The organism is Clostridium sp. 1001271B_151109_B4, from assembly GCF_015670405.1.
Taxonomy (GTDB): Bacteria; Bacillota; Clostridia; order Clostridiales; family Clostridiaceae; genus Clostridium.
Map to the genome: position 1 here is coordinate 110,247 of NZ_JADPBQ010000009.1, position 23,876 is coordinate 134,122.

At 28.3% G+C, this 23,876-nt stretch carries 24 protein-coding genes and 1 pseudogene; 3 read left to right on the plus strand and 22 right to left on the minus strand.

The genetic code is table 11. The features are described 5' to 3' along the window. Positions 1-142 precede the first annotated feature (142 nt). Positions 143-643, plus strand: coding sequence for a QueT transporter family protein (locus tag I4V63_RS08200; RefSeq protein WP_196000810.1), 501 nt, complete (start codon positions 143-145; stop codon positions 641-643). A gap of 77 nt (positions 644-720) precedes the next feature. Here I4V63_RS08200 and I4V63_RS08205 read toward each other — a convergent pair whose 3' ends face one another. Continuing rightward, the gene (locus tag I4V63_RS08205) at positions 721-2,601 is read right to left on the minus strand and encodes a 5'-nucleotidase C-terminal domain-containing protein (protein WP_196000811.1); all 1,881 of its coding nucleotides are present in this window, start codon (positions 2,599-2,601) and stop codon (positions 721-723) included. Positions 2,602-3,043: 442 nt separating this feature from the next. Here I4V63_RS08205 and feoB point away from each other — a divergent pair, with 442 nt between their 5' ends. Next, on the plus strand, positions 3,044-5,407 hold the full coding sequence (gene feoB, locus I4V63_RS08210) for a ferrous iron transport protein B (protein WP_196000812.1): 2,364 nt from the start codon (positions 3,044-3,046) through the stop codon (positions 5,405-5,407). An 89-nt stretch (positions 5,408-5,496) separates the two neighbouring features. Here the strand turns inward: feoB and I4V63_RS08215 are convergent, their stop codons facing one another. The 5 genes from I4V63_RS08215 to I4V63_RS08235 form a co-directional block, all read right to left on the minus strand. Then, on the minus strand, positions 5,497-5,640 hold the full coding sequence (locus I4V63_RS08215) for a hypothetical protein (protein ID WP_196000813.1): 144 nt from the start codon (positions 5,638-5,640) through the stop codon (positions 5,497-5,499). 187 nt (positions 5,641-5,827) lie between these two features. Continuing rightward, complete coding sequence (locus I4V63_RS08220; protein ID WP_196000814.1) at positions 5,828-7,606, minus strand: ABC transporter ATP-binding protein; 1,779 nt, start codon at positions 7,604-7,606, stop codon at positions 5,828-5,830. After that, a complete protein-coding gene (locus I4V63_RS08225; RefSeq protein ID WP_196000815.1) occupies positions 7,606-9,333 on the minus strand; it encodes an ABC transporter ATP-binding protein in 1,728 nt (575 codons plus the stop codon). The genes I4V63_RS08220 and I4V63_RS08225 overlap by 1 nt, the downstream gene beginning before the upstream one ends. A gap of 179 nt (positions 9,334-9,512) precedes the next feature. Further along, positions 9,513-10,496, minus strand: coding sequence for an SseB family protein (locus I4V63_RS08230; protein ID WP_196000816.1), 984 nt, complete (start codon positions 10,494-10,496; stop codon positions 9,513-9,515). A gap of 234 nt (positions 10,497-10,730) precedes the next feature. After that, a complete protein-coding gene (locus I4V63_RS08235) occupies positions 10,731-10,910 on the minus strand; it encodes a hypothetical protein (RefSeq protein WP_196000817.1) in 180 nt (59 codons plus the stop codon). Between the two features lie 179 nt (positions 10,911-11,089). Between I4V63_RS08235 and I4V63_RS08240 the strand changes: the two genes are divergently transcribed. After that, on the plus strand, positions 11,090-11,605 hold the full coding sequence (locus I4V63_RS08240) for an ECF transporter S component (RefSeq protein ID WP_196000818.1): 516 nt from the start codon (positions 11,090-11,092) through the stop codon (positions 11,603-11,605). A 73-nt stretch (positions 11,606-11,678) separates the two neighbouring features. On the opposite strand, the gene I4V63_RS08245 is transcribed toward I4V63_RS08240, so the two are convergent. From I4V63_RS08245 to I4V63_RS08320, 16 genes and pseudogenes are all read right to left on the minus strand, one after another. Continuing rightward, positions 11,679-13,244, minus strand: a complete 1,566-nt coding sequence (locus I4V63_RS08245; protein ID WP_196000819.1) for an AbgT family transporter — start codon at positions 13,242-13,244, stop codon at positions 11,679-11,681. Positions 13,245-13,525: 281 nt separating this feature from the next. Next, positions 13,526-14,164, minus strand: a complete 639-nt coding sequence (locus I4V63_RS08250) for a nitroreductase family protein (protein WP_196000820.1) — start codon at positions 14,162-14,164, stop codon at positions 13,526-13,528. A 308-nt stretch (positions 14,165-14,472) separates the two neighbouring features. Then, a complete protein-coding gene (gene fliB / locus I4V63_RS08255; RefSeq protein ID WP_196000821.1) occupies positions 14,473-15,630 on the minus strand; it encodes a flagellin lysine-N-methylase in 1,158 nt (385 codons plus the stop codon). Between the two features lie 139 nt (positions 15,631-15,769). Next, positions 15,770-16,396, minus strand: a complete 627-nt coding sequence (locus I4V63_RS08260; RefSeq protein ID WP_196000822.1) for a hypothetical protein — start codon at positions 16,394-16,396, stop codon at positions 15,770-15,772. Positions 16,397-16,566: 170 nt separating this feature from the next. After that, positions 16,567-16,713, minus strand: a pseudogene (locus I4V63_RS08265) (Lrp/AsnC ligand binding domain-containing protein); the annotation flags it as partial. Positions 16,714-17,174: 461 nt separating this feature from the next. After that, positions 17,175-17,381 (minus strand): hypothetical protein, encoded by a 207-nt coding sequence (locus I4V63_RS08270; RefSeq protein WP_196000835.1) that lies wholly within the window; start codon positions 17,379-17,381, stop codon positions 17,175-17,177. Positions 17,382-17,396: 15 nt separating this feature from the next. Continuing rightward, entirely contained in the window at positions 17,397-17,546 is a 150-nt protein-coding gene (locus I4V63_RS08275; protein WP_196000823.1) for a hypothetical protein, read from the minus strand. A 1-nt stretch (position 17,547) separates the two neighbouring features. After that, positions 17,548-17,856 (minus strand): hypothetical protein, encoded by a 309-nt coding sequence (locus tag I4V63_RS08280; protein WP_347707728.1) that lies wholly within the window; start codon positions 17,854-17,856, stop codon positions 17,548-17,550. A gap of 212 nt (positions 17,857-18,068) precedes the next feature. After that, positions 18,069-18,761: an urease accessory protein UreF gene (locus tag I4V63_RS08285; protein WP_243280477.1), complete on the minus strand. Its 693-nt coding sequence runs from the start codon at positions 18,759-18,761 to the stop codon at positions 18,069-18,071. A gap of 1 nt (position 18,762) precedes the next feature. Beyond that, positions 18,763-19,218 carry an urease accessory protein UreE gene (locus I4V63_RS08290; RefSeq protein ID WP_196000825.1) on the minus strand — a complete coding sequence of 152 codons (456 nt, stop codon included), beginning with the start codon at positions 19,216-19,218 and terminating at the stop codon, positions 18,763-18,765. Positions 19,219-19,251: 33 nt separating this feature from the next. Continuing rightward, entirely contained in the window at positions 19,252-20,097 is an 846-nt protein-coding gene (locus I4V63_RS08295; RefSeq protein ID WP_196000826.1) for an urease accessory protein UreD, read from the minus strand. Position 20,098: 1 nt separating this feature from the next. Continuing rightward, entirely contained in the window at positions 20,099-20,710 is a 612-nt protein-coding gene (gene ureG / locus I4V63_RS08300; protein ID WP_196000827.1) for an urease accessory protein UreG, read from the minus strand. Between the two features lie 83 nt (positions 20,711-20,793). After that, a complete protein-coding gene (locus I4V63_RS08305) occupies positions 20,794-21,027 on the minus strand; it encodes a hypothetical protein (RefSeq protein ID WP_196000828.1) in 234 nt (77 codons plus the stop codon). A gap of 21 nt (positions 21,028-21,048) precedes the next feature. Then, on the minus strand, positions 21,049-22,764 hold the full coding sequence (gene ureC / locus I4V63_RS08310) for an urease subunit alpha (RefSeq protein ID WP_196000829.1): 1,716 nt from the start codon (positions 22,762-22,764) through the stop codon (positions 21,049-21,051). Then, a complete protein-coding gene (locus tag I4V63_RS08315; RefSeq protein WP_196000830.1) occupies positions 22,764-23,087 on the minus strand; it encodes an urease subunit beta in 324 nt (107 codons plus the stop codon). Before I4V63_RS08315 ends, ureC begins: the two co-directional genes overlap by 1 nt. A 16-nt stretch (positions 23,088-23,103) precedes the next feature. After that, on the minus strand, positions 23,104-23,406 hold the full coding sequence (locus I4V63_RS08320) for an urease subunit gamma (protein WP_032118339.1): 303 nt from the start codon (positions 23,404-23,406) through the stop codon (positions 23,104-23,106). Positions 23,407-23,876: the final 470 nt, after the last annotated feature.

A 23,876-nucleotide genomic window follows, 5' to 3' on the forward strand; every position in this document is an offset into this window, starting at 1 on the left:
AAAAACTAGGTAAAAATTTATTATTAAATTTTAATAGATAATATTTTGAATTAATTTCACTATTTTAACTTATTATTTTTTTCTAAATACTATCTATTATAGCCTTAGGTTCCTAATATTTTTTATTAGGAGGTTTTTTTTAATGAAAAACGATATGACTAAAAGACTGACTAGAACTGCAATAATTGCAGCAATCTATGCAGTAGTAACTATTGCAATTGCACCATTTTCATATGGAAACATTCAATTTAGAATTTCTGAAATTTTAGTGCTACTTGCTATTTTTGATCCACTATACATAGGAGGTCTTACGCTTGGTTGCTTAATTGCTAACCTTTTAGGCCCTAATGGACCAATGGACGTTATATTTGGGACATTAGCTACATTTATAAGTGTATATGCTATCTATTTTACAGGTAAAGTAATTAAAAATTACAAAGTAAAATTATTAGTTGCTTCTATTTGGCCAACATTATTTAATGGTCTTATCATTGGATGGATGCTAAACAAGCTATATGGGTTACCACTACTTTTATCTATTGGAGAAGTTGCTTTAGGAGAATTAGTAGTAATAACTATAATAGGAGTACCTTTATTCCTTGCTGCAGGCTCAAGATTTAAAAATGCAATGATGTTAAAGTAATTTTTAGGACAACCTTTTAAAGGTTGTCCTTTTTTATTTATAAAGCAAAGGTCCTATCAAATGATAGGACCTCTATTTTATGCAGTCTCTTCTTTTTTATTAAAAATAACAAATCCAACAGCAATTATAGCTAATGCCATAAACATAACTTGTGTTGAAGATAATGGTGTTCCTGTTTGTGGTAACTTTTCAACACTTTCTGTATTTGTTATAGTTCCTTCTCCTCTATCACCTTCTACATTTCCATTTGAATCTGGAGTTTCTGAAGGAGTTTGCCCTGGAGTAATCTCTGGCTTAACTTCAACTTCTTCATCTTCAACAGTATCAGTAGTATCTTCGCCATCAATTAATAAATCATAATTTAACTTTTCTATTCCCTTTGTTTGCCACTCATTTATGATTACATCCCTCATTTCTCCAATTATTACTGGATCAATGTGTCCATCAAAATTATAGCTATCTCCACCAGTCATTAAAAAGTCAATACTTGTTAGTGTGTAATATTCATCATCTTCAACTTTTGTTCCATCTGATAATCTCATTGAAGTTATTTCATCTGTTTCTGAATTATACCAAACCGTTAAACCTGAATACTGCCCCCATCCAAATCCATCTGGATTTATTCCGTGCTGAATTAATTCTTTTAACTTGGCTCCTGTTACCTTCATAGTAACTACATTATTATCAAAAGGTAATATTGTATACATATCACCTAATGTTAACATTCCTTTAGATAATGGTGCTCTAATACCTCCTCCATTTACAATTGCTACTTGTGTTCCCCCAGCTTGTCTCATGGCTTCTGCAACAGTAACACCAAGTGGTGTAACACCTGCATATCTATCATGGTCTAAATCAAACTCTAAATCCACTATTTCAGTTGCCAAAGTTGGTGCCAATTCATCATTAAATTTAGATATTGCTTCATCAATATTTGTATCAATTGGGAAGTCATTAGCTGCACTTTCAGCATAGAATTGTCTTGTATTTGCCTCTATACTTATTATTTCATTATTATCATCTACAGTAAAAGTAAGCACTGATAATCCTCTACCATTATAACCTGCTTGCACAACTGGAACGTCTTTACCGTTATTAATATTTGTTACAAATCCATCTACAAATTTATGATTATGAGCTGAAATAACTGCATCAATATCATTTGCATTTGCTGCAATTTCAGCTGCTTCTCCTGTTATTATACCATTGCTATCTTCAGTTGCTGGTGAATGAGTTAATGCAACTACTATATCAGCACCTTCTTCTCTAACTATTTGAGAATATTTATCTAAAGTCTCAATTATATCTAAGAACTTCAATCCTACTACATTTTCTACCTTTGTACTTGTTAATGTTTCTGGAGTTGCAATTCCTATAAATGCAATATTAACTCCTTCTACATCTGTTATAATATATGGAACTGCATAGTCTGGTATTGTACCTGTAGTCTCATCTATTAAATTTGCAGCAACAAAATCAAATCCTGCTTCATCAGCCCAATTTTTTATTTTATCTGAACCCCAGTCATATTCATGATTCCCAATAGCTGAAGCTACCATTCCAATTTCTTTAATCATTTCATTTACTGGCTTACCTTCTAATATATTTGATATTGCTGTACCTTGATATAAATCTCCCCCTGATACAGTTACAACACCATATGTATCACTTTCTTCATCTTTAGTTTGATACTCTTTGATTACGCCTGTTAATTTCGCCGCACCTATATTCTTTCCTGATTCTAAAACATTTCCATGAAAATCATTAAAGCTTAAAATATCAATTACTTTATTTCCACTATCCATTTTTGATTCATCACTATTTGAAACTTCGTCTACTAATTCAATAGTTTCATTAGTAATTTCATCTGCCTTTGCTATTCTAGACGGCATTACCATCCCTACACTTATTGTAAGTGCTGTAATTAATGCAATTAATTTATTATTGTTTTTTAACAAGTTTTTCCCCTCCATTTGTAAAGATAATTACATTTTATCCCTTTGTTCAATTAGCATTTTACATTATGCGAATATTATTTTCAACATTTTCTACAATATTCGTATATGTTATTTTTTTATTTATGTTATACTAAATATTTTTTATAATATATTTAATAATATTATCTTTTCTTCTTTATTTATTTCCAATGATATACTTTTTTTATTTCTCACATCTTATAATTTTATATATAATACTTAATCTCAAATACTAGATTTCTTTATTACTGATATTTCCATTCATTTTATTGTTTATACTTATATTTCTAATAAATTTTATTGAAAATAAATATTAAACTATTCCTTTTTTGAATATTTAAAATAAAACTTTTATTTTAATCAAGTAAATTATTTTTTTGAATAACTATTATATTAGTTAAATAATTAAAAGTAGGTGATTAAAATGACATTAGATGAATTAGAAATTGGAAAAACTGCTACTATTGTAAAAGTTGGAGGTAATGGAGCATTAAGAAATCACTTTTTGGATATGGGACTTACTCCTGGAACTAAAGTTTCTCTTATAAAAACAGCACCTATGGGAGATCCAATAGAATTACGTTTACGAGGATATGAATTAACCCTAAGACTACAAGATGCTGCAAAAATCGAAATTAAGGACGTTCATGATACAAAGTATACCGAAGACTTAAAGGAAAGAATTAACGATATCCCACATCCACAAGTTGGTGAAATGGGAATTTATCATGTCCGCAAAAAAGGTAATGAATTACGAGAAAGTGAACCTATTACCTTTGGATTAATAGGTAACCAAAATTCTGGTAAAACCACTCTTTTTAACCAATTAACTGGAAGTAATCAACACGTTGGTAATTTCCCCGGTGTAACAGTTGACAGAAAAGATGGAATTATTAAAAATCATCCTGAAGCTACAGTAACAGATCTCCCTGGAATATACTCTCTTTCTCCTTATACTGATGAAGAAATTGTAACTAGAGATTTTCTTATTAATAATCGTCCTAGGGGAATAATAAATATTGTAGATGCTACTAATATTGAACGTAACCTTTATCTAACTATGCAACTGATTGAAATGGATATTCCTATGGTTCTTGCCTTAAATATGATGGATGAAGTTCAAGAAAATGGTGGTACAATTAAAGTTAATTCATTAGAAGAAACTCTTGGAATTCCAGTTGTTCCAATATCAGCTTCAAAAAATATGGGTATTGACGAACTAATAGAACATGCTATTCACGTAGCTAGATACAATGAATGCCCTGGACGTTTAGATTTTTGTGATGAAAAAATTTCTGATGAACAAGCTGCAATCCATAGGTGTATTCATGCAATAATACATTTAACCGATGATCACTCTAAAAATGCACATATCCCCGAAAGATTTGCAGCTACAAAACTAGTTGAAGGAGATCCTATTATTTTAGAAGCTTTACAACTAGATACTAATGAAAAACAAATGTTAAATCATATTATAATTGAAATGGAAAATGAAACTGGAAAAGATAGACAAGCCATTCTGGCAGATATGCGCTTTAGCTTTATTAACCGAGTATGTGATAGTACTGTTATAAAAACCCGCGAAAGTAAATCTCACAAACGAAGTGTAAAAATAGATAGTATTCTTACTGGAAAATATACGGCACTACCTGCCTTTATTGCTATTATAGCAATTATATTTTGGCTTACTTTTAATGTAATAGGTGCCACCCTTTCAGATTTACTAACTTATGCAATAAGCTGTTTTACAAATATTTGCGATACTGCATTAACCTCTTATGGACTTAATCAAACCGTAAAGTCCCTTATAATTGATGGTATTTTTGGTGGAGTTGGAAGCGTTCTTAGCTTTTTACCTATAATAGTTGTATTATTTTTCTTTTTATCGATTTTAGAGGATAGCGGATATATGGCAAGAATTGCTTTTATAATGGATAAACTTTTAAGAAAAATAGGACTTTCAGGTAGAAGTTTTGTTCCTTTACTTCTTGGATTTGGATGTTCTGTTCCTGCTATAATGGCAACAAGGACACTTTCATCTGAGCGTGATCGTAAAATGACAATTTTATTAATTCCTTTTATGAGTTGTTCAGCTAAACTTCCAATTTATGCTTTGTTTACTTATGCTTTTTTTAATAAATATCGTGTATTAGTTATGGTTATTTTATATTTTTCCGGAATTATAGTTGGTATTTTATTTGCTATACTTCTTAAAAATAGTGCCTTTAAAGGTGAGCCAATACCTTTTGTAATGGAACTACCAAACTATAGATTTCCTAGCCCTAAAAGCGTTGCTCAATTAATTTGGACTAAAGCTAAAGACTTTATTACAAAAGCTTTTACAATTATTTTTGTAGCAACTATTATAATATGGTTTTTACAAACTTTTGATACTAGACTCAATGTTGTATCCGATTCTGCTCAAAGCATATTAGCTAGCATTGGTGGATTAATATCTCCTTTATTTATCCCTCTAGGTTTTGGTGACTGGAGAATTTCTACGGCATTGATTACAGGTTTTACAGCAAAAGAAAGTGTAGTTAGCACGTTAACAGTTTTATTAGGTGGTAATACATCAGCTTTATCAACATTATTTACACCCTTTACTGCCTTTGTATTCTTAATATTTACATTATTATATACACCTTGTGTTGCTGCTATAGCATGTATTAAAAGAGAACTTGGATCAAAAAAGACTGCCCTTGGAATTGCAGCAATGCAATGTGGAATAGCATGGATTGTTTCTTTTTCAATTCGTATTATTGGCATGCTATTAGGATTTGCATAAAAATAAAAGTAGCTACTTTTTCAATTACAAGAACTGCCCTATCCTTCCATTAACGGGCAGTTCATTTATAAATATGCCTTACTATAATTTCAACTCAATCCTTTATTATTTCCTAAAATATCATCCTCTTCTCCTTCAAGTTTTTTACGAGCAAATTCATCTATATCTATTAACATTTGTTCTTTCTGTATTTTCTTATAAAACGCTTCCTTATCTTGCTTTTTATTACTCATAAATAATACCTCCAATATAAACTTATTATTTGCTATTTATTAAATATTATTTAATACCTCTTAGATAAAAGATACTTTTAATAACATTACTAAAATAACGAGAATCATAGCTTTTATAAAATTATTATAAAAAGCTATGATTCTCGTTATTTTTAAGTTCTTGTATATAAATTATTAAACTTATTATTTACTCTACCTCTTCGGCAAATTGACTATTATATAATTCTTTATAGAAGCCACCTTGCTCCATTAGTTCTTTATGATTTCCTTGCTCTATTATATTTCCATCCTTAATTACTAGTATTAAATCAGCACTTTTAATTGTAGATAATCTATGCGCTATAACAAAACTTGTTCTACCTTTCATAATATTTTGCATAGCTTTTTGTAACATAAGTTCAACCCTAGTATCAACAGAGCTTGTCGCTTCATCTAAAATTAAAATGGCTGGATCAGAAATTATTGCCCTAGCTATAGTTAATAACTGTTTCTCACCTTGTGATATATTCGATGCCTCTTCATTTAAAAACATATCATATCCATCGGGCAATGTTTTTATAAAGTGATGTACATTAGCTATTTTAGCTGCAAGTATAACATCATCCTTAGTAGCATTAAACCTACCATACTTTATATTATCTTCTATTGTTCCATTAAATAACCAAGTATCTTGAAGTACCATACCAAACATACTACGTAAATCTTCACGTTTCATATCCCTAGTATCTACTCCATCAATTTTAATAGCTCCACCATTTAGTTCATAAAATCTCATTAATAAATTAATTAATGTAGTTTTCCCTGCTCCAGTTGGTCCCACTATTGCTACCATCTGCCCTGCTTTAATTTCTGCATTTAAATCATGTATTAAAATTTTATCATTATTATATCCAAATTTTACATGTTCAAAAGAAACATCACCTCTCGGATTATCCAACTTAATAGAAGTCTTTTTGTCTTCTATTTGTTCTTCTTCACTTAAAAATTCAAATACTCTATCAACAGCAGCAAATGCTGATTGAATTGCTGAAGACAATTGAGTTACTTGAGATAAAGGTTGATTTATTTGCCATATATATCTTATAAATGCTTGAAGATTACCAACAGTAATTCCTCCAGCAATCGAAATAACAGCTCCAAGTATCCCAATAGCAGCTATCCCTAGGTAACAAATTAAAGATACTAGTGGCCCCATAATACTTGAAATAAATTGAGCTTTAAATCCCGCAACTTGAAGTTCACCATTTATAGTAATAAACTCTTCTATTGCATCCTCTTCTTTCCCATATAATTTAATTTCATTAAATCCCGTATACATTTCTTGTACTGTTCCATTTAATTTACCTAATGCATCTTGTTGCTTTTTAAAATATCCTTGAGATTTACTTACCACTATCTTTGATACTATAAAACTTAGTGGGATTATAATCGTTGCTATTAATGCTAGCTTGATATTTATTGAATACATCATTGCTAATGCTAAAACTACTGACAATATAGAATTTACAACTTGGCTTAAACTTTGTTGAAGTGCATTAGAAATAGTATCTATATCATTAGTAATCCTACTTAAAACATCACCATAACTATTTTTATCAAAATAGCTCACTGGTAATTTTCTTATTTTATCTTGAACTGCTCCCCTCAAATCTCTCATACTATTTTGAATAGCATTAGTTAGTAAGAAACTTGCTGCAAATGTTGCTAATACATTTCCTAAATATACACCTAGTAATAATATTAAAACTCTTGTAATATATTTAAAATTAACACTTGCTCCTGGTACTCCTTTAATTAAATCAAAAGAATCCTTAGTAAGCTGAGTTATTACTAGACCTTCAGTTTTTGGTGCAAGCGCTGTAAATACTGCTGCTACGATTATAAGTAATATTGCTGTTAAAAATCCCATTTTATAAGGTTTCACAAAAGGAGTAATTTTATTTATTGAATCCTTAATCTTTACCATTATGCTAATTCCTCCTCTGTAAGTTGTGATAATGCTATTTCTTTATATACTGAACAATTCTTTAAAAGTTCTTTATGCTTTCCACATCCAACTACTTTACCTTCATCTAATACAATAATTTTATCAGCTTCCATTATTGAACCTATTCTTTGAGCTACTATTAATACTATTGCATCAGCTGTTTCTTTTTTTAGTTCTGCTCTTAAAATTGCATCTGTTTTAAAATCTAAAGCTGAAAAACTATCGTCAAAAATATATATTTCAGGCTTTCTAACTAATGCCCTTGCAATAGATAATCTCTGTTTTTGACCTCCAGAAACATTTGAACCACCTTCACCTATTGGTTCATCAAACTTTAATTCTTTTTTACTAATAAAATCGTATGCTTGTGCAGTTTTAGCACTTTCAACTACTTCATCATGACTTGCTTCTTCTTTACCAAACTTTATATTACTTTTAATACTTCCTGTAAACAATAATGTTTTTTGTCTTATAAATCCTATTTTTTGACGCAATGCTTTAATTTTAAAATCTCTTACATCTACTCCATCTATTTTTATGCTACCTCCTGTAACATCGTAAAATCTTGGTATAAGATTAATAAGTGTTGATTTACCACTACCTGTACTTCCTATAAAAGCTATTGTTTCTCCCTTTTTAGCTTTAAATGAAACATTTTTTATTACAGGCTCTTCTCCATCTGGATAAGTAAATGTTACATTATCAAATACTAATGTACCTTCATTATTTGTTTCCGTAACTCCTTGCACAGGGTCTTTTATTATTGTTTCAGAATTCAATACTTCTTCAATTCTTTCTGCTGAAACTTGAGCCTTAGGATACATTACAAATACATTTGAAAATAACATTAACGAAAACATTGCATGAAATAAATATTCTATAAATGCTACTAATTGTCCAATTTGTAGTGCACCAATATTAATCATTTTACTAGCAACCCCAAATAATACTATTATTGCTAAATTGAGTAATAAGAAAAATGATGGTTGCGCAACTGACATTAATTTAAATAATTTTTTCGAAATACTTGCATATTTATTATTTGCATTACTAAATCTTTTGCTTTCATAATCATCATTTCCAAAAGCTCTTATAACTCTTATTCCTGTTAAGTTTTCTCTTGAAATTCTATTTAAAGTATCCAAGTTTTTTTGTTGACTTTGTGACCATGGATGAGATGTCTTTGCAATTAAAAATACACCAAGTACTATAAGTGGTAATGTTACTACTAATATTAATGATAAACTTACATTTGTTTTTAATATCATAAATAAACTTAAAATAAACATTACTGGGCATATCATTGCCATCCTCAAGATTGTATTAGTAAATTGCATAACTTGAAATGCATCATTTGTAGTTCTTGTTATCATAGAAGAAATCCCAAATTTATCGTATTCTGTATGTGAAAACTCTTGTGATTTCTTAAAGATATCATTTCTTATATCTCTAACTACCTTTGTAGAAATATTTGCAGAAGTATAACCTAATAAAATAGTACCCATTGCTCCCAATACTGATATTACAACAATAACAAGTCCCATTTTCTTTATATAGTTTATATCATTATAGGCTATCCCCTTATCTATTACCTCTGCCATTATTGTTGGTATACCTAACTCTACTAGAGCAAATCCAAATACACCTACCAAATTCAGTAATACAAGCCCTTTATACTTTTTTAAATATGTTAATATTAATTTCATTTTTATCCTCCTTTACTACTTTTTAATTTGATTATTTTACCACAATAAATATTTTAATTCTACATATAATCTTATTTTATTACAATAAATTATTTTTAATCTAAAATATATATTCTTAAAATAATAAAGACTGATTGTATAAAATTATAAACTTTTATACAACCAGTTTTATATTCTTCTTAAATATTTATTTTTTTCTTTTCCATGAATTCCATGATTACTTTTCTATTGTTTTCATCAATCTTCAGAGCTAACCCATTATAATTAATTACTACACCTTCTAGATTTTTAGAAATAGTTAAAATATCTTCAAAAGAACAAATACTACTCTTTAGCTTACTTTTATCAAAAGCCTTATTAAATTCATACCAATCAGTAAATACTGGAAGCCATCTTAAACCATCTTTATCTTTAATAACTGTAAAATTAACTTTACTTCCTTTTTCAAGAACATTTGCTCCATTACTATCAATCCCAATATTATCATTTTCTAATTTTATTGGTAATAAAAATTTAGCTCTTAAAACCTCTTCAAGCATATTTGCTTCTAATCCACGAATTACTTCTGATTTATTCTTATAATTTTTCCCTGAATAAGCATATTGGAAAAAATGTATCATAGCAAATTGAAGCTTTGCATTCATAACTGGAATTTTTCTTGCTGGTATATTACTATAATCAAGTGGTGGTAATATATCATTCCTATTTATTTCCATGTTATATTGTCCGTTATCAATTATAACTTTCTCAATACCTAAATAATGCAATTTACCAAATTCATTCATTACATTTAAGTTTATTAACTCCTTCATTTGTAACAATGTTTCTTCTTTATTAAAATATTCTTCTGCTTTATCAGCAAATTCTTTTTCTGAAAATATCCATGCTCTCCCTTGAAAATCTAAATATGGATATTTAGTATTTTTATCATAAGCAATATATAATTTTTTTGTTAATTTAAGCTTATTAATTAAAACTTTAGTAAATGTTATAATTTTAGTATCATAATCATAGTTTTTTAAAATTTCCTTTTCTTTAAAAACCCTCATTGTATAAATCAAAAATACAAGCTCCTGTATGGTAACATTTTCAAATTCCTTGTTACTATATTTATTATTAAATACAAATAAACTTCCTAATTCATCTTTTCTTTTATTGTCCATTCTTTACCCTCATTCCCTTAGAATTAAAATTACTATAACTTATCTGCTTCTTTCTTTTTTAATCCCATTTCAAATTAACTTATACTTTTATATCTTCGGTGTTTTTTCTCAATATAAAAACCATTACATAGAATATATTACCATGAGCATGTTATAATTTTACAAGAAAAACTAAAGTTGGTCAATAATTATGTTTAAATCTTAGTTTTCCTTAAATATTTAATATATATTTTCTTACTTTACATTCCCTTTTGCATATTCTCTATAAAATTCAGTTAATATATCATACTCTTCTTTTGAAAAGAAATTTTGGTTATTTCTTTCATCAACTTCTTTTTGAGTATATCCTAAACTTCTAGCCTTATTTTTCCATAATTCAATTAACCCTAATCTAACATTTTTATTTTCATTCATAATATGTTCTCCTTTAAGCATTTATTTTGCCACTATTATATCACATTTTACATTTACTATAACTTAAACTTCATATAAATATATTATTATCTTACCACCTATAATTGTACCCATACATTAGAATGTTTATTTTATTTAGTGTATCTTATTAATATGGAAATTATTGTGGAGGTTTTTTTATGTCAAATAAAAGTGTTAATACTAAAGATATTACAAAAATGGCTATAATGGCTGCATTGGTGTTTGTAGCAACATACTTAATTAAAATTCCATCATTAAATGGATATACTCATATTGGTGATTCCATGGTTATCCTATCTGCCTTTATTTTAGGAAAGAAAGAAGGGGCATTAGCGGCTGGTTTAGGCGCAGCATTATGTGATTTATTGAGTGGATACATGCAATATACAATTCCTACATTTTTTATTAAAGCTATCATGGTTATAATCATTTGCACAATTGCACACAATTTAATTAATAAAAATAAATTTGCTTGGATTATAGGCTGTATTCTTGGGTGTGCATTTCAGGTATTAGGTTATGCTTTATTTGAAACTATACTATATGGATTTCCTGCTGCAATCGCATCAATCCCAAGTAGTATTATTCAATCAATTGTTGGTATAGTTATTGCCTTAGTTTTAGCTACAGCACTTGAAAAATCTAATGTATTTAAAAAATTAAAAAAAGTATAAATATAAGCCTGTTAACTCATATCTAATATGAATTAACAGGCTATCTGTTTTACATCTTCTTATTATTTAAATACTAGAATCCAAATGGAATTCCAAATGCAAAGAATCCTAGTAAAAGTATTGTCCATCCAATTAAGAAGCTTACTGAGTAAGGCATCATTAATCTTATCATATCACCAATTGTATATTCTGGCTTATACTTTCTCATAAATACTAATATTATACCTGCATAAGACATTAATGGAGTTATTATATTAGTTGATGAGTCAGCAACTCTATAAGCTGCAGCTACAACTTCTGGTGTCATATTTGAATTTACTTGATATAACATTGGTAAGAATATTGGACCAAGTAACATCCACTTCGAAGTTAATCCTCCAACAAATAAGTTTATTAATGCTGTAATAAGTATAAATCCTATTATTAAAAGAATTGGATATTCTGATAAATTCATAGCTTTTAATAAATTACCACCTAAGTAAGTAATATAAGTTCCAAGTCCACTCTTAGATAATAATGCTAAGAAGTTATATGAGAAGAATGTTAAAACAAGAACTGATCCCATAGATCCCATTTGTTTAGACATACCTTTAACTACATCATTAGCTGTTTTAAACTTTCCAACTTTTATACCATAGAACACCCCTGGCATAAAGAATAAGAATGTTATTATTAATATAATATTATCCATAAATGGTGTTACTTTTGATCCATCTGCATCTATAAATGTCTTTAAAGGACCAAAATATAATCCTATTACACATACAGCTGCAATTAAAAATCCTAAACCAGCAAACTTAAGAGCTTTATTTTCAACAGGTTTAACTGTAAAGTCATCTAAGTTCATATCCTCTGGAATTATATAACTTTCTTTTTCAAGTCTTGGCTTAATTATCTTTATAGTTACAAAAGCACCTATAGCTGCTAACATAAATGTAGACACGACTACGAAATAATAGTGCATAGTAGCTGGATTTAAAGCTTGTCCAGCAGCGTTAGTAAAAGGAATTCCTTGTCCTTCTGCAAATATCTTCGCATTATTACCAATTATTATATCTATTGGTGTAGCTGGAATTAAGTTAGCACTAAATCCTGCTGAAACCCCTGCAAAAGCTGCAGCCATACCAATAAGTGGGTTTTTCTTTAACCCTGCATATAAAAGACCTGCTAGAGGTATTAAAATTACATAACCTGCATCAGTAGCTATACTACTCATGATTCCTAAGAATACTAAAACTATTGGAAGCATTTTATCTGAAACTTTTAATCCAACCTTTTTAATCAGTGTCGATAAAAGTCCTGATTCTTCTGCTAAACCAACTCCAAGCATAACAACTAAAATTGTCCCTAGTACTCCTCCACCATATGCTAACCAGTTATTAAGTAATGCATTTGAAAATATCCATTGAACATTTTCTGTCTTAAACATATTTAATATAGTATGAGTTGTATAAGTTCCGTCACCATTCATAACATCGAATGTTTTTCCTCCTAAAAAGAAAGTTGCCGCTAAAACAACAACATAAAAAACTGCAAATATTATAACTGGATCTGGTATTTTCTTTCCTATCTTTTCAATCAAAGATACTTTTTTCTTTTCTTGTACATCAATTACTTTTTCCTCTGTTCTTTGTTCCATTTTATCCCCCACGTTTTTTACTATCAATCTATAACTAATTTAGTATTATCTTACTATATCATTATCAATTTATCAACCTTTTTCGATTATTTGTTGCATTTTTTTATAAAAACTAATTATATATTTTAATTTTAATAATAATTTATCGTATCTCCGCAAATTTCCCTTTATTTGTGAATTTACCCTATATCTTCACACTTAAAATATTTTTATAATATTTGCTAATAAAAAAAATCTGAACGTCTTTTGTCCAGATTTTTTATTTCATTAACATAAAACTATTACTTTATAAATGTAACTACTTCTTCTATTTTTTTACGTGGTGGTGAATTTGGAACATCATCTTCAGCAACTCCAAGTGCTATCATTGACATTAAATTGTATCCTTCTTTTTCAAAGTTAATAAGCTCTTCAATTTCTATTTTAGAATGAGTTGGTCCTGTCATGTAACATGTTCCATATCCTAGTTCTGTCGCTGCTAATAAGAAATTTTCTATAGCTGCTCCTATACCTTGTGCTGCGGAATTAGGGAATTTTAACTCATTAATAATATCTTCACTGGCATTATTATCTCTAAGTATTGTCTCTTCTACCATATAATATTCTTTTGAATAAACAACAACTAATACTGGCGCATTCCTAAAGCAAGTATAATAAGAAAGTAAATTCATCATAAGTTTTCTTTGTTTTTCTTCTTTAGCCATTTCTGCTAAATTTATATGATTCTTAGTTACTATATCTGCTATTTTATTAATTAATTCATTATTTTGAATTACAACAAAATGCCATGTTTGCTGATTTTTTGGAGAAGGTGCATGTATAGCAGCATCTAACATTTTAATAATATCTTCTTCTTGTACGTCTACATCTTTGAATTTTCTAATACTTTTTCTATTATAAATAAAATCTAAATTTTTCATATGTTATCTCCTTTTTTATTCACTTATTTTTCATCTTATTTCATTATTTTTCATATGACAATACTTTTTTAAAAAAATTTAATATTAGCATCTATAAAACTATTAATTTCTCTCCTTTTTAATTTTTCATTTACATAGTAATTTTGTTTTAGTGAAATTACTCTATTACTTCCAATTGATTCAAGATTGCATCCATTCCCCCCTTTATAAAATATACAAAAGGTGCAAAAAACATATCCTTTGTCTTTTACACCTTCTTTCACTTAATATGCTAATATATTGTTATTTTTACATTTATTATGATTAGTTTAATTCATTAATGTAACTAACATTTCTTCAATAGAAAAAACATGATTAGTTTCAAATATTTCTGCTAAGCTTTCAATATTTTCTTCTAAATGCTCAATATCCTTTGAATACATATGGCTAATATCAACTATATCCGCATCAGTAAGCTCCCCTTCTTCGGTAAATCTTACAACACATAACTCCTTAATCATCAAGTAACTGACTATTGCTGTTTTTATCTTTGCAGATACATCATAATCAAATACTGCTTTCATAAAGTATCTAAATATAAAGTAAACTAATATATGTTCAAACTTATACATCTTTTCTTCATAATACTTATTAAAAGCCTTGTGCTTAAATAAATATACTTCTTTATCATCTTCATTTTGCCAAAAATATCTTATAGCATCATCTAAACCTAAAGGATCATTAGGAGTTATATGCTTTAATCTCTTAAATACATTAAAATATTCCTTCATGCTGTAATATTTATAACTTTCTTTATTATTATATTTCTCTAATTTATCAATAACATCTTTTATAAAATTCCTATCAATATATTTTTCTCTAACAGATTTTATATCTGAAATATCATTTTCATCTATTTTCTCTTGAATTTCTTTAGTGAAATATAATATGATTGCAGCTCTTATATTTAAATCAATCTCTCTATCTTGAATAATATCTAATATTATTTTTCTACATTGCATAAGTTCTAAATAAAGCTTTGCATTAATATCATTATAACTATTTACTTCTTCATCATTTTTATCTAACTCAAAAATAGCTTTTTTTGAATCTCTTAAAATTATTCTTGCTGCTTCTGGGCATGATAGCGAAATTCCAACTTCACGCAAACTGCCAAATTCCTCTGTATATCTTGGATACTGTTTGCATGTATAACAAAGTGCCTCTTCCCCAACATTCTTATATATATCACATAATTTATTTTCATCTAAAAAAGGACAATTATTTCCCTTTAATACAAATATATTTTCTCCAGCATCATGTACTATCTCATTTCTTAATCTCTCCCCGAAAGGTCCTTTAACCTTTTGGTACTTATCATAAGTTTCGTCATCAATAACTATTCCCCATCCAGCACAACATGTATCTTCACATTTTGATGATATACATTTAAATTCTTTAAAATATTCTGGTACTCTTATTTTCATTTTCTACCTCACATCTTGCGTTATTAAGCCTAAATATCTTTCAGATTTCATTTTAATATTTATTAATTATAGTATCAAGTTTTCAATAAAAAAAGACATCTATAATTATAGGTGTCTAAATAACAAGTAATTTATATATTCATTTTCTGCATTTATTAAATTCAGCATAAATATTAGCAAGAGTTCTATTAATAAAATCATTTGTAACATAAGCATTATCAGAAAATAATAATCCATAATCACTATTAAACCTACTAAGCATAAGAATAATATAAAAATTAGTAATACTTATATCTATAACACCTGTAAAAAGTGAAATTACTGCATTAGAATTTGAAATTACATATGTTAAAGAGGGAACAAAAGAACTATCTAAATCATAATTATTATCCATAACTTTTTTTATAAACTCATCTGCATTTTCATCGTCATGAATTCTTACACTATTATCAAAATTTATAGTCCCCTTCTCCACTTCATTAATATATAAACCTATAATAAAACAATATAAATCTATTTGTAAATTTGCATTTGTATTTACATTAAATGTCGCTGGATTTATAGGATTATAATTTTGATTATTAAACTTCGAATAATTATATGTTAAAAAGAAATATAATCTATTAAGATTTCTATATATAATTTCACCATCTTTTACTAAAGGATTGGGGCTTCCTAAAAACTTAGCACATGGAGGAAGCTCAAAATCTTCAAATGGATTGCAATTACAATTATTTTTGCATTTCTTACTTCTTTTTTTCTTCAATAGCTTTTCCTCCATAATTACTTCATATTATTCTATGATTTTAAATAACAAAAGACACCTACATTATTGTAAGGGTCTTAATTTCACAATTTAATCTATTACAACTATTTTATTAATGATACATCATCATGCAAAATCCCTCTATGCTCTACTGGTGTAGAAAATACTATCTATGTTTCCATATTTCCAAAATGCTGAAGTTGTCCAATAAATATATCTAACTCCATAGTAGTATTAAATGCAACCTTTATGGGCATACAAAACTTTCCCGTGACACAATTACATTCAATTACATTGGGACATGATTCTATAAAGGGTTTATTTTTCTATTTACAAAATAAAGTTTTAACTTTTAAGTTTCTGATTTTTTACATTTAACTTTTATTAAGTATCTATTTCAATACACTTCATTTTTAAATATTTTATTTCCTAGGTAATTTTTCCTAAATAAGATTATTCTCCTTAAAAAAATCATGAAAAGTTTTTTAATTAAAAATATTATACATTTAATATTTTAATTTTCTCACTGTTTCTCTTTCATTATCACTGATGCTTTTTTGACCTTTCTTGACTTTAAACATATAATATATTTGTACAAAGAAATAAGAAATGTACAGAAAGTCATGATTATCTAATATTTAAAATAAGTCTTATTTAATATTGTCAACAATAATGTAAAATTAAAATAAATGAAAGAGAGTGATTTTATGACAATTTATAATTATGACAAACATCAAGACTACAAATTTGAATATAAAAAGGATCATATCTTAGTTAATCAATTAAATAAAAGTGAGTTTATTTCGCCATGTTCAAAAAGTGCTGGATTTATACTTGTATAATCTCCACTTCCATAAACTAATACGTTTTCATTAACTGTATTCTTATCCATATTTTCACTTGGATTTTCTAATACCTTACTTCCACAACCCATCAGTAAAGGTATGGATAATAATAAAGCTATAAATTTACCCTTTTTTACCATGTTAATTTCTCTCCTTTATAAGTTATTATACTTTTTAATATTTTTCTTTCTTAAATAATTGCCTATGTTAGCTATACAAATAAGAGTTATAATTAAAAATAATCCAGGAAATACAATTCCCCACCACTGGTTAGAAAGAACTACATTTTGAGCTAGTGATAACATACTACCCCAAGATAATAGTATTTTTATATACATCCTTTATAACTGACGTAACATCACATTTATATTTATATGAAATTCTAAAATCGCCTTTTTTAACATTTCTAACCCATTTTCCATATTGAATATATATAGGTTCATTAAGCCGTAATTTCTCTATTGCTTTTTCTTTTTCTTCCGTACTCATTCTTTCAACGGCATTTCCATAATAAGATTTAAGAGGATCTCCTGGAGATAATCTTGAAATGTAAAATACAACTAAAGATAATATAAAAATAGCAATAATACATTGAAATACTTTTCCAAATACAATTTTTGCTCCTTATAAATTATATTGTCTCTATTGTCTTCTTTACATTATAATCATTCACCACCAAATTATTATTTACACCATCTATAAAATACGTAATTCTAATTTGCTAAGCTAATTAATAATTAAATTATCTAAAAAAAACAACCCCACGTACATTTACGCAGGTCTTGTTAAAAAAATATTAGTTTAACTTATCATTTATTTAAATAACATTAAGACATAAATAATCTAAATCCTAACGTCTCATGATTTATCTGTGATAATTCAATACCTGGAGTATTAGCTCCAAAGGAATCAAAATCAAGTTCTTCTATTAGTTTATAGTAATGATCAAATTTTTCTGAGTATTCTTTAACTAAAAGTTGACCATCCTTTTGACCTAATGGTATTGCTCTAACAGCATTTTGTATTAAAGTCGAAACAGTGCTATACATATGTAACTTAATAGCTTCTTCTTCTGACATTTCAAGTTCATGCATTAATAATCCAAATACTACTGCAGGATGTCCATATACTTCTTTATCAGCTATTTTTTTGTTATATATTTTTAAACTTTCTATTTCATATAGATCTAAATATATCTTTATCATTCTACTAGCAACTAATTTAGCAGCATTTCTAGTTTCTTTTGCAACAGTTTGTGCTATTAATAAGTTATCAATTTCACTAACTTTATCCAAATCACCATTTTCTAATGCTTCATATAACATTCTTATTGCTAATCCATCAGATGTTATAAATTGATGCTTTAGATATAAATCTACCCATTTACTAAAACTTTTAACATCATCTATATCATTACTTCTTAAATATGTTTCCATTCCGTAAGAATGGTTAAATGATCCTATAGGAAAGTTAGAATCACATAATTGTAATATCTGTAACATTTTCAAACTCTTATCCATACTAATGCTTATGCTCCATAAAATTAACATGCGTAAAAGCATTTTTTACTCTTCTATCTTCTCTAGAATAGTTGATGTTATCTTTCCTTAATTCATCCTCAACTAAATAATCATATTGAACTATCATAACATTGTCTTCAAAATGTGCAGGTAGATGTTTATTTCCTAATTTATGTGCAATATATGCCATTTCAGTTATATCCTTAGGCTTAATAACTAAGACATCTTCACTTTTAACTTTTACTATAACTAAATTATGGCCATCATTAAATAATATATCTCCATCTCTTAATTTCATATCTCTATCTAGTGATATTCCATGTTCATGATTATGATCTGATTTAACTCTTATTATTCTTTTAACTAAATCATCACTATCTATATATATTTTTTCTAAGTGATACCCATCTGTACTTTCTAATTCGTCTAAATTTCCTAATATCTTTTCAAAAAGCATAGAAAGAACCTCCTTATTTAACTTGATATTTTATTAATACTTACGTATATTTATTGGTTTTAAACCAAATAATTCTTCTCTAAGATAATAGTGCACTGCATCTATTGCCTTTTGAATTTCTTGAGTTAAATTTCCTAAAATTCTTATTATAATGCCATGCTCTTCTAATACTGAAACACCATATTTTATATCTAAATTTAAAGCATCGATAATCCCTCTTACTTTTTCAACATAAATTTCATTCATATTTTCATTTATAACTACCATTGTCCCAAAATTAATATATCCTTCTAGTATTCCTAGTTGAGTTACATCATATTCTCTTGGCTTCAATTGTAAGTTATCTAACAATAAAAGTTTATTATCTACGTAAATCTTATTTTTCATCTTTACAGAATCATATTGAAATTTAGATCCATCTGGTGACCAACCTGATGTTATCCCATCTGTATAAATAAGAGTTGCTTTTTTATCCATATATATAGTTGTATCTTGATTGTATACAGCATTTTTATATAAGATAACACTATCAGAAATATATTCTAAAACAGAATTCTCTTCCATTCTTATAATAGTTTCTTGACAAGCCGCTTCTTTATTTTTTTCGCATTTATACACCTTAGTTGGTGCTTGTGTTGTTATTATTGCCTTAGCATCTTTTTTTACTTCTATTGAATTTTTATATATTTCACCTTCAACATATCCTCCACCTAAGTGAAGTAGAAAATAGCATGGTGTCTTTTCTCTACCTAAAAATATTGCTGGTGAAACCTTAGATGCACCTACAAAATGAACTGTAGTTGCAACTGTTCCATTAGGTTTATTCTCTAAAACTAATTCTGCATTTCCAGCTATTTTATTATTCATATCGTTAATCATATTAACAAATTCCTTCTAATAAACATTTTTCTTTTATCCACTTAATAATAGTTTCTATTCCCTCATCTGTTTTTAAGTTAGTGAATATAAAGTCCTTTTCCCCTCTAAATGTTAATGTATCTTCTCTCATAACATCTAAATTTGCTCCAACATATGGTGCTAAATCTATTTTATTTATAACAAATAAATCACTCTTAATCATACCTTGTCCTGCTTTTCTAGGTATCTTTTCACCTTGAGCAACGTCTATTATGTACATTGAAAAATCAACTAAATCTGGACTAAATGTAGCTGCTAAATTATCTCCGCCGCTTTCAACAAATATTATGTCTAAATTAGTAAATTTATTTTTTAATTCTTCTATAGCTGCAAAGTTCATTGAAGCATCTTCTCTTATTGCTGTATGAGGACATCCTCCTGTTTCTACTCCAATAATTCTTCCTTCTTCTAATACTGAATTTTGTACCATGAATTTCGCATCTTCTTTTGTATATATATCATTAGTTATTACAGCAAGTTCATAATCCTTTGCCATCTGTCTTGTTACTCTTTCAATTAAAAGTGTTTTTCCTGCACCTACAGGACCTCCAACCCCTATTATTACTGGTCTCATAACAAAATCTCCTTTACTATAATTAGTTAAAAAAATCTAAAACCTCCTAAGGATAAATTTATATTCATCCTTAGGAAACTTTTTTAGTGTATATGATCAGAATCAATATCTCTAAAAGCTACTTCTAAATTAACTTCATCTAGCTTATATTCGATATGAGCTGATTTTAATATTTCTTCTATTCTTTCATCGTATTGTAATAGCATTTTACCATCTTGAAATTGAGCTGGAAGATGTCTATTCCCTAATGAATGAGCTATCTTACCCATTTCTGCCATAGTATCAGCCGTTACAACAAAAACCTTATATAAAGCCATTTTTATCTCCATAAATATATCTTAGAATAAGAAGTATCTTTGAGCCATTGGTAGTGTTTCAGCTGGTTCACAAGTTATAAGCTCTCCATCAACTGTAACGTCATAAGTTTGAGGATCTACTTCTAATTCAGGCATAGCATCATTAAGCTTCATATCCTTCTTAGTTAAATTTCTAATACCGCTTACAGGTAATATTTGTTTTTCTAGACCTAATTTTCCTTTGATATCATCTTCAAAAGCGTATTTTGATACAAAAGCAGCAGTAGTTTGTGCTGCAGCTTTTCCGTGTGCACCAAACATCTTTCTTAACATTTCTGGTTGACATGTTGGAATCGAAGCATTTGATTCTCCCATAACTGAAAGGTTAATCATACCACCTTTGATTACTAGCTTAGGCTTAACTCCAAAGAAAGCAGGTTCCCATAAAACTAAGTCAGCCATTTTACCTATTTCTACTGATCCAACATAGTCAGCTATTCCGTGTGCTATTGCTGGGTTTATTGTATATTTTGCAACATATCTTCTAAGTCTGTTGTTATCGTTATATTCTGAATCATTTTCCATGATACCTCTTTGGTTCTTCATCTTAGAAGCAGTTTGCCATGTTCTAGAAACAACCTCTCCGATTCTTCCCATAGCCATTGTATCTGAACTCATGATACTGAATACACCCATATCGTGAAGTATATCTTCTGCAGCAATTGTTTGCTTTCTAATTCTTGAATCAGCAAAAGCTATATCTTCTGGAACTTTGTTATCTAAATGGTGACAAACCATAAGCATATCTAAATGTTCTGCTACAGTGTTAACTGTGTAAGGTTTTGTTGGATTAGTAGATGCTGGTAATACATTTGGATGTGATGCCATCTTTAATATATCAGGAGCATGTCCACCTCCTGCACCTTCTGTATGGAATGTATGAATAACTCTTCCTTTTATTGCATCTATAGTATTTTCAACGAATCCACCTTCGTTTAATGTATCTGTATGTATAGCTACTTGTACATCATACTCATCAGCTGCTCTTAAAGAATAATCAATTGCTGATTTAGTTGCTCCCCAGTCTTCATGGATCTTTAATCCACAAGCTCCAGCTCTTATTTGCTCTGCATTAACTTCAATGTTAGCTCCGCTACCTTTTCCAAGAATACCTACATTTATTGGAAGTGAATCAAAAGATTCTAACATTCTATGAATATGCCATTCACCTGGAGTACATGTAGTTGCGTTACTTCCATCATTAGGACCTGTCCCACCACCGATTACAGTAGTAATTCCTCCATGTAATGCTGAATCAACTAAATCTGGGCTAATAAAGTGAACGTGAGTATCAATTCCACCTGCAGTTAAGATACATCCTTCTCCTGCTAAAGCTTCTGTACTTACTCCTACGATGAAATCTATATTGTCCATTCCATCAGGATTTCCGCCTTTACCTATTGCAACTATCTTTCCATCTTTAATACCGATATCTGCTTTAAATACTCCTGTATAGTCTAAAACAGTAACTCCAGTTATTATTAAATCAACAACCAATGGATTTTTTCTAGTTTCAGTTGAATTTTGACCCATACCATCTCTTAAAGATTTTCCGCCTCCGAATTTACATTCATCACCGTAAACTGTATAGTCTTTTTCTATCTTTAAGAATAAATCTGTATCTGCAAGTCTAATACTATCTCCTGTAGTAGGTCCAAATAAATCTGAATAATGTTTTCTATCTATTTCAAAAGCCATTACTTTCTACCTCCTTTAGCTAGGAATCCATCAACTTTATTAGATAATCCATAAACTTTTCTATTTCCAGCTATATCTATTAAATTAACGATTTTTTCATCACCTGGTTCAAATCTTACTGCTGTACCTGCAGGTATATCTAATCTCTTACCGTATCCAGCTTCTCTATCAAACTCTAAAGCATCATTTACTTCATAGAAATGAAAATGAGATCCTACTTGAACTGGTCTATCTCCTCTATTAATAACTTTTAATTCTATAGCTTCTAAGCCTTCATTATATTTAATTGCTTCTTCAGCTAATATATATTCTCCTGGTATCATAATTTAAAACCTCCACTTATTGAATAGGATCATGCACTGTTACAAGTTTAGTACCATCAGGGAATGTACATTCAACTTGTATTGTATGAATCATTTCTGGTATTCCTTCCATAACTTGCTCTCTTTTAAGTACTTGTCTACCTTCGTTCATAAGAAGTTCGACAGATTTACCTTCTCTAGCGCCTTCCATTATTTCATCTGTTATAAGTGCTATAGATTCTGGATAATTTAACTTAATCCCTTTTGCTAATCTTCTTCTAGCAACATCTGCTGCTACAACTATCATTAACTTTTCTTGTTCCTTCATTGATAATCTCATAGCTACATCCTCCTTTATAATCATTTGTGGTCGCATTACGGCGCCATTAATGTTATATCATTTTTTTGTGGACAACGAAACTTTGATTTTTAACGTTTTATACCAAAAATATTTCATAAAACCTTTATATTTAAAATTATTTTTCAAATTCATTTATTTGCTATGAAATAGTACTCTTTTTTGTCGATTTAAATATTATTTTGACGGATAATGCGAATCACTTTTCTCTTAATTTGGCCATTATTTCTCATAAATGAGTTCAAATGCCCAAATTTGCTGTTTTATTCCACAATAATTCAATAGCACTTTGCCAAAAATTTTTTTTAAAAAAAAGAAAAAAAATTTTTTCACTTTTATTTAATTCTGATTTTAGTAACATAATATAAAACAAAAAAAAGATTATAGTAAATAAAATAAAAAAAGATTACTACAAAATAATCTAAAAAAAATCATTTTGTAGTAATCTCTTT